Raw genomic sequence first — 1,562 nt, forward strand, 5'->3', positions numbered from 1 at the left:
CCTGCTTCCTTGAAGTAGCCCTTTTCCTGAGCTACATAAAGGCCGGTATGGTTGGTGTTAGGTGACCAGTCTAGTATAAAATCAATCTTTTTATCCTTGCTCTCAGACGTAGATTTCGACTGACCGCAGGCCGCTAGGCCAAAGATAGACACGGCAGCCAAGCCTGCCAGCAACATTTTATAAGTTTTTTTCATTATAATCCTCTTTTCTTTTTTGGAAAATAGCAGAGCTGAGCTCCTATTTCCACTTAATAACATATTTTTCACTGACAGCCACCAACTTCATCCCTAGAAGGCTGATAGCCGAAACCAATATGATGATAGCAAACATGGTGTCGTACTGGAAAAGTTTTTTCGACTGAATCATGTAAACACCCAAGCCTTCAAAACCGCCTAGCCATTCGGAAACCACGGTCGTGATAAAGGCATAAGAAACACTGACGCGCAAGCCCGCATAAAAATAGGGCAAACTAGCTGGAATCTTAAAATGCCAGAGAATCTGCCAGCGATTGGCCTGCATAAGCTCAAAGAGAGTCAGAGTATCCCGGTCACAATGCCGAAAACCATCCAGAATACTGACGATAATTGGAAAAGTCGTCGTCAGAATAATGAGCACAATCTTGGGCAAAATTCCATAACCCAGCCAGAGAACCAGAATTGGCGCCAAAGCAATGGTCGGAATCGTCTGTACCACGACCATCATAGGATAGATCAGATCATTGAGCCAGCTCATGCTGTCCATGAGTATAGCTAATATACAAGCCAAGATAACTCCCAAGACTAAACCCAGCAAGGCTACTTTTAAGGTCGCCCAGCTATGACTTGCTAGAAAGCCAGCATCTCTGATAAAGGCCTGACCGATTTCCAGAGGTGTCGGCAGGATAAACTTGGGCAAGAGCATGAGCCAGCCCATGACCTGCCAGATGACAAGGATTCCCAGCATACCCAAAAGGCTAATCTGCTGCCGCAGGATATTTTTCAAGTTTTTCATCAATACTTAAAATCTTTCCATAGTTTATTTTCACATTAGCAAAAACATTGTCTGCCTGACTGCCTGCAAGCTCAATCGCCTGCTGCAGAATAGGAAATAAGGTCTCCCATTCCCCTTCTAGAACGGTCTCAAAAGGCGTCACAACCATCTTCACTGGCTGTTTTTGCAAAAAATCAATTACTTCCTCTATGACTGCCAAACGATTCACATCATGTGACAAAGGAAGAATTTGTAAAGCAATACTGGCTTTCATCTCTTCACCTCCTTACTTTCATGCTTCATCTGAGAATAATGTATGCAGATAGGATTAAAATTCACAAGAAAATAACTTGGTTTTTAAACAAAAAGACAGCGAGCTCCCTTTATAAACACCTTGCTTTCCATACAAAAACACCTTCTCCAATATGGAAAAGGTGTTGCATGCATCAGTAAACTAAAGATTGGTGAATAATTCCCCATTTTAGCAAAACCACAAGGTCTTTACAAATACAATTCCCTACGCTGGCATTACCCAGATCAGGTGCGGTCGAAGCTTACACTTCCTCTCAGACTGTACACAGACTCCCATATAT

The 1,562-nt window shown here is 42.7% G+C and carries 3 protein-coding genes and 1 riboswitch; all 3 genes read right to left on the reverse strand.

What is annotated here, in order from left to right; genetic code table 11:
- The coding region (locus Q0191_RS05450; protein WP_297664530.1) for an ABC transporter substrate-binding protein at positions 1-194 on the reverse strand (194 nt) is incomplete at its 3' end.
- A 43-nt stretch (positions 195-237) separates the two neighbouring features.
- On the reverse strand, positions 238-990 hold the full coding sequence (locus Q0191_RS05455) for an ABC transporter permease (RefSeq protein WP_297664532.1): 753 nt from the start codon (positions 988-990) through the stop codon (positions 238-240).
- Positions 953-1,243, reverse strand: a complete 291-nt coding sequence (locus Q0191_RS05460; RefSeq protein ID WP_297664534.1) for a thiamine-binding protein — start codon at positions 1,241-1,243, stop codon at positions 953-955. Before Q0191_RS05460 ends, Q0191_RS05455 begins: the two co-directional genes overlap by 38 nt.
- A gap of 223 nt (positions 1,244-1,466) precedes the next feature.
- Positions 1,467-1,562, reverse strand: a riboswitch (TPP riboswitch). This riboswitch is flagged as partial in the annotation.

The organism is uncultured Streptococcus sp. (assembly GCF_938036805.1).
Lineage (GTDB): Bacteria > Bacillota > Bacilli > Lactobacillales > Streptococcaceae > Streptococcus.

Excerpts from the sequence above, each read along its gene's own strand:
- Q0191_RS05455 (WP_297664532.1), bottom strand. The coding sequence starts at position 990 with ATGAAAAACTTGAAAAATATCCTGCGGCAGCAGATTAGCCTTTTGGGT.
- Q0191_RS05460 (WP_297664534.1), bottom strand. The coding sequence starts at position 1,243 with ATGAAAGCCAGTATTGCTTTACAAATTCTTCCTTTGTCACATGATGTG.